This is a genomic window from Ruminococcus sp. RTP21358st1_G6_RTP21358_211008, from assembly GCF_040908885.1.
GTDB classification, from domain to species: domain Bacteria; phylum Bacillota; class Clostridia; order Lachnospirales; family Lachnospiraceae; genus Blautia_A; species Blautia_A faecis.
This window is the reverse complement of sequence record NZ_JBDGDM010000093.1, coordinates 1-5,592: the sequence shown is the minus strand read 5'-3', so window position 1 is coordinate 5,592 and position 5,592 is coordinate 1. Positions and strand designations below refer to the sequence as shown.

3 protein-coding genes are annotated in these 5,592 nt (G+C 47.1%); all 3 read right to left on the bottom strand.

The window, feature by feature from the left end:
* Positions 1 to 118 precede the first annotated feature (118 nt).
* The 3 genes from AB5Z12_RS20545 to AB5Z12_RS20535 all read right to left on the bottom strand — a co-directional run bounded on the left by AB5Z12_RS20545 (position 119) and on the right by AB5Z12_RS20535 (position 5,489).
* Complete coding sequence (locus tag AB5Z12_RS20545; protein ID WP_148463616.1) at positions 119 to 1,441, bottom strand: alpha-L-fucosidase; 1,323 nt, start codon at positions 1,439 to 1,441, stop codon at positions 119 to 121.
* 24 nt (positions 1,442 to 1,465) lie between these two features.
* Positions 1,466 to 2,728 carry a M28 family metallopeptidase gene (locus AB5Z12_RS20540; protein WP_148463617.1) on the bottom strand — a complete coding sequence of 421 codons (1,263 nt, stop codon included), beginning with the start codon at positions 2,726 to 2,728 and terminating at the stop codon, positions 1,466 to 1,468.
* A gap of 184 nt (positions 2,729 to 2,912) precedes the next feature.
* Complete coding sequence (locus AB5Z12_RS20535; protein WP_148463618.1) at positions 2,913 to 5,489, bottom strand: transglutaminase domain-containing protein; 2,577 nt, start codon at positions 5,487 to 5,489, stop codon at positions 2,913 to 2,915.
* Between the last annotated feature and the right edge of the window lie 103 nt (positions 5,490 to 5,592).

Below are 5,592 nucleotides of genomic sequence, written 5' to 3'. Positions count from 1 at the left end.
TTAGACATAAAATATGCTCCCTCCTAAGTGACAAGTTTTTATTATTTCACTTGTCTACCTAGAAGGGAGCATATCATTTCCCGGCAGTCCCTTTCTGTTTATTTCTGTTTATATCTGCTTATTCTTCAGTTTCTTCCAGTGTTACTTCCACAACCGTATCCCGATCATCCGGAAGCGGGTAGCTGTCGCAGGTGTCAGCGTTGAGGAAGAAGAACTGATTCTGGGAGTATTCCTTCAGGTTCCAGTAATCCGTAAGCTTTACCTCGGAATTGTCGGAAAGACGGCGGAGTTTTTTGATCTTACCGTGAATTCCGGTAAGAGGGATTGCTCCTGCCTGGGGCTCCATAACGTGGGCGTAGATCTTATTTCCGTTGCGGGTGTAACGGCCCCATTCCGGTTTATCGATTTCAGCATAGCCACAGCCGTAGATGCTCTTGGAGTTCTCGTCCATCCACTCTCCTACTTCTTCCAGAATCTTCACAGACTCCTTCGGAATACGACCTTTTGCATCAGGCCCTACATTCAGGAGCAGGTTGCCACCCTTGCTGACGCACTCAACCAGCATATGGATGACCATTTCAGCTGATTTATAATGACGGTCACTGGAAGAGTAGCCCCAATTGTTATTCAGGGTCAGGCAGGCTTCCCAGGGTACCGGATCACCCAGCTCATTGCGGATTCCTGCTGGTGGGATCATCTGCTCCGGAGATGCGAAATCGCCGGAATATTCTGTAGGATTTGCAGTAAGGATAGAACCGGAATCCTCAGCACTGCCCTCCAGACGGTTATCAATGATCAGCCAGGGCTGGATGGAACGCACCATGGAAATCAGCTCCTGGGCTTTCCATTTGTCGCACTTCATATCGCCGTAGGAGAAGTCGAACCACATCAGATCCAGCTTACCATAATTGGTAAGAAGCTCTTTGATCTGCCCAAACATAAATTCCAGATAGCGGTCGAAATCGCGGTTTTCATTGGAGCATTCCGGATGGTTGCGCATTGGATGGTGCATATCCCCATAGTGTGGGAAATCCGGGTGGCGCCAGTCTATAATAGAAAAATACAGACCTACTTTGATTCCTTCTGCACGGAATGCCTCCAGGAACTCTTTTACCAGGTCTTTGTGGCAGGCTGCATTCATGGAATTGTAGTCAGTAAGTTTGGTGTCAAAAAGGCAAAAGCCGTCGTGGTGTTTGGCTGTGAGCACAGCATATTTCATGCCTGCCTTTTTCGCAAGACGCGCCCACTCTCTTGGGTTGTAATTCTCAGCTGTGAACTCTTCTGTGAGATGGCAGTAGTCCTCATGTGGAATCTGCTCCACGCTGCGCACCCATTCTCCTCTGGCAGGGATTGCATAAAGTCCCCAGTGAATAAACATGCCGAAACGGGCGTCACGGTACCATTCGGTACGTTTTGTTCTTTCTTCGATTACTTTGTTCATTTTATAATGTCCTTTCCTGTAACATTAGGCAAAATACTTTTCCAGTTCTCTCTTCATATCCTCTGGAATTTCCCGTTCAAAGGAAAGCTCTGGCTCGTTTGCCACCCATGCAGCTGCTGTGCAGAGAGTTTTCGCCCCTTCTTCCAGTGCACGAGGAGAAATATATTCTACCGTATCGTGTCTTGTATGCATGCCAAAGCCGTCACGGTTTAAGGTAAGCGCTGGCACACCTTTCCATGCGAAAGTATTGGAATCGCTGGCCCAGACCTGATTTTTGATGGTAACACCCAGCTGATTTTCTTCCATGAGGTTTTTCAGTTCTGCACAGACAGTCGGATCTGCAGTTACTCCCAGAACGTTTCCTCCCAGGAGCTGCCCTGCCAGGTCTACATTCAGATTAAACACATGGCTGCTCATTTCTCCTTCATGGGATTTCACATAATTCTGGCTTCCAACCAGACCTTTTTCCTCGGAGCCAAACCAGATGAACTCCATAGTTCTGGCTGGTCTGTGCTCTGCGAAATGATGAAAAGCTTCCATCACCATGGCTCCGCCGGACATATTGTCATATGCACCAGGGCCTTCCGGAACAGAATCATAATGAGCCGTTACCGTAACGATTTCTTCTGGAAAATCAGTTCCCAGAATGCGTACTGCCACATTGGCGGAATTGCGGGAAATCTCGCTCTGCTGAATGTTCAGGCAGCACTTGGATGCCTGTTTCTCCACGATTTCCACTGCATCCAGATAATGGATAGATGCGCCTGGAAGATCACCTGCCTTGCGGCGGTACTGGGTTGGAATCCGGTCTTCCCCCTGATCCAGCGGCGTGCCGCATATGGTTACAAAGCCAAGTGCACCTGCTGCTTTTATTTTATTTATCATATCTTCACGAATAGGATCGCAGACCAGCACAACTGCCCCTTTTGCCTTGGAAAGACTGATGTCGTCTCCTTTTCCCACGAAGAGAAATGGTGCTGTGATGCCCTCTTCCAGGGTGCAGGCGCCATTCAGGTAGGCACGCACCGGATAAGCCTTCTTATAAGGCTGGCAGATTACCAGCTCTGCCTTTTTCTGCTGAAAATCCGGACACTGGAAAAATTCCATGCGGGGTGTCTGAATGTAGACAGACTTTCCCGTCTGGGCTGCTGCCTGCTCCGCTTCCTTCAAAATGTATTCAGCTGCTTTGTGCTCCCCCTTAGTGCCGGATTCACGGACGTATGCCGTGTCAGCTACAAACTGATACGCGCGTTGTCCATTTGGGTGAATTTCTGTGTATTTATTCATAATTTACTCCATTTAGAGATGGCTTCCGATTTACTCCTATTTAATGCGCTACATTCAGAGGCCTTGCAATTTTCCTTATTATGCTTTGCTGCGCACCTCTAGAGCACAAAGAAAACCATCTCTATATTTCTTAGAAATTCTACTATATACTTCAAAAACTACTATATCTTCTTTTAAATGCAATTTATACTTCCGGCACTTCTTCCATAATACGGATCAACATATCGCCAGTTCCAACATTATAGCCGCTGGTTGCATAAATCCCTACAGACTCGCCATTAGTTACCAGAATTAGCGGAAGCTTGTCTGGATCAACGTACATTCTTCTTCCCAGAAGTTCAATGTTTTCTTCAAAGGAATCGTAATAGATGGAAACATTCGGGAACATCTTCAGCACTTTTGCCAGAAGAGGATCCTGCTTGGCTTCCGGAGTACGAATCATGAAGGAGATGGAATTTTCAAATTCGTGGAATTTTTCTGCATGTTCCAGCATTTCATTCAAAATATGTTCCGTAGGCTCCCGGCTCTCTTCCAGCCACATGAGAATTTTCTTGCCGCCTTTGGTTAACTCAGCGCAGGTTACTGTGTTTCCGGCAGAATCTTTTACTTCAAACTCCGGAAGGGAAATACGCTCCAGCATATCGCCAAGCTGAGCTTCGCGGAGACGCAAGGTTTCTTCTCTCTGTCCGCCTTCTTTTATCGTAAATGTTTTCTCCCATGCAAACTGATTTCCGTTAGGAAGACGGTTGGTGGTGATAATCCGGTAGATTCCTGGAATCAATGCAAGCTCCAGAGTATCCCCCTTCCAGCTTCTGCCGGTAAGATTCAGGGAAACAAATTCATTTCCAACCAGACGTCCCATTGTCCAGTTCTGATAGTAGTTCCATACAGCATCAGCCTCTTTTTTCAGTGTGAGAACTGCGCCACCCTTCTGCTGTTTCAAAACGGACACAAACTGGTCTTTTACCCAATATTCCATTACCTTATTATCTGGATTCAATCTTGCCGGAATTCCCAGTGTACGGGCGATTGCCACAAAAAGTACCTTCTTGGAACGCTCGGTACCAATTCCAGATACCAGACATTCGTATGGAGTTTCCATTACGGTCTCGCGCTCGTTATCCGGGTAGGCAGTGATGTGCACCTGGATATAATTCCAGATTTCTGCCGGATTTGTGCGGAAAGCGGCTTTCTGCTCTTCTGTAAAAAAGGAGAGAATGCCTTTTCGGTATGGACGAAGAAGCTCGTCCTCCACACGGGGATTTAATACGTAATTGATATAGAGGTTATAGCCATTCTCAGCACCAGAAACGCCTGTATATGCCACAGATTTTTCAGTTTTACAATTCTTCTCGCCGCAAGCAGTGCCGTTAACATCCCAAACAAGATCTCGGTACTCCTTAGCATATATCTTTCCATATTCCAAATGCTCTTCCAGCACCCTGCAAACACAGTCTGTATGATCCTTCTCTGAAAGCACATCCACTATTGCCTGACGAAGTTCCTTCTCATCGCCTCCTGCAAGAAAAGCGGTCAGCTCCGGATTTACCCAATTTTCTTTCTTCTCCTTGCGGATCTTGTTTGCTTCATTCAGTCGTCTGGTTCCTTCTGCTTTCTGCTCCTGGGTAGGCATGTCCGGGTTCACCGGGGTGTCAACTGGCGCAATTACATCTACAGCTCTCCAATCCTCAGCTTCCACAGTCTCACCAGTAAGAATCAGGGAAATCTCATCCTGCGCTCTGGTATCCAGATCTGCCTGTGCAAAGCCTTCCATCCCCGGAAGGAATGCCAGAACTCTCACACTTCCCAAACCCGTCACTAAGGAAACTGTTCCCTTCTCGTCTGTCTCTGCCTTTGCAATAGGAAAATACTCTCCCATATTCAACACCAGAAACTGCACTTGAGCGCCCTTTACAGCCGCGCCCTCTTTATCTGTCACTTTTACAGAAACAGTTTTCACCCTGGCATAACGCGTAGTCTGGTTCAACATAACCGCTGCACCTTCTTTGCCGATCACATCCTCCCCTTCTGCCGGGAAAAGATCAAACAGGCGGGAATGCACCATCATTGCTCTGGAAGAAGCATTGGTAAACCACCCCTTATTCAGGATCATAAGCGGCTCACATGCGCCTGTGAAATACCATTTTCCGTCACACCAAAGCTCCACCCATGCGTGGTTGTCATCACAGTGGGACCACCTTGGCACATACACCTGCCGCGCCGGAATTCCCACACTGCGAAGTGCATTTACCAGAAAAACAGACTCCTCACCGCAGCGTCCGTAACCTCTTCGATATACCGTAAGTGCCGGAAGTGTACGGTCATCACCACTATGATAAGTAGCTTCCTCCGCACACCAGTAATTTACCTCAATTGCCGCATCTTTCGCATTTTTTCCTTCAATTCTATCCTTCAACTCATTCCAGAAAAAGCTTCGACACGGAAGTACCTCTTCCTCATTCACCCTGTGATCCAGAATATAATTCAAAAACATCTCCTCCGGCAGCTCTTTCACCCTGTCCAGCGTATTATAAAGAAACAGCCCATGACTTGCGAAATCCTGAATCTCCTCAAAAGTATAATTCACAAGATCACTATAAGGCGCGGTCACATACAAATACTTCATTGCCAGCCCCAGATCTCTGCCGCACCCATCCAGTTTCTCACAAATCGTCTTCAGCGGCTCCCTGTCCGCCCCAAACTTCTCTGTTAATTTCAAAAATTCTTCTTCAATCTTCCTCTGACTGTTCTGAAGAAACATCTATTCATCCTCCTACTTTAAGAAAATTGCTATTTAATTGGTTGGTCGTTATCCCGTACGCGATTTCACAATGTATATTCACCGCCGCGCGTCGCAACGTTCC

Excerpts from the sequence above, each read along its gene's own strand:
- AB5Z12_RS20545 (WP_148463616.1), bottom strand. The coding sequence starts at position 1,441 with ATGAACAAAGTAATCGAAGAAAGAACAAAACGTACCGAATGGTACCGT.
- AB5Z12_RS20540 (WP_148463617.1), bottom strand. The coding sequence starts at position 2,728 with ATGAATAAATACACAGAAATTCACCCAAATGGACAACGCGCGTATCAG.
- AB5Z12_RS20535 (WP_148463618.1), bottom strand. The coding sequence starts at position 5,489 with ATGTTTCTTCAGAACAGTCAGAGGAAGATTGAAGAAGAATTTTTGAAA.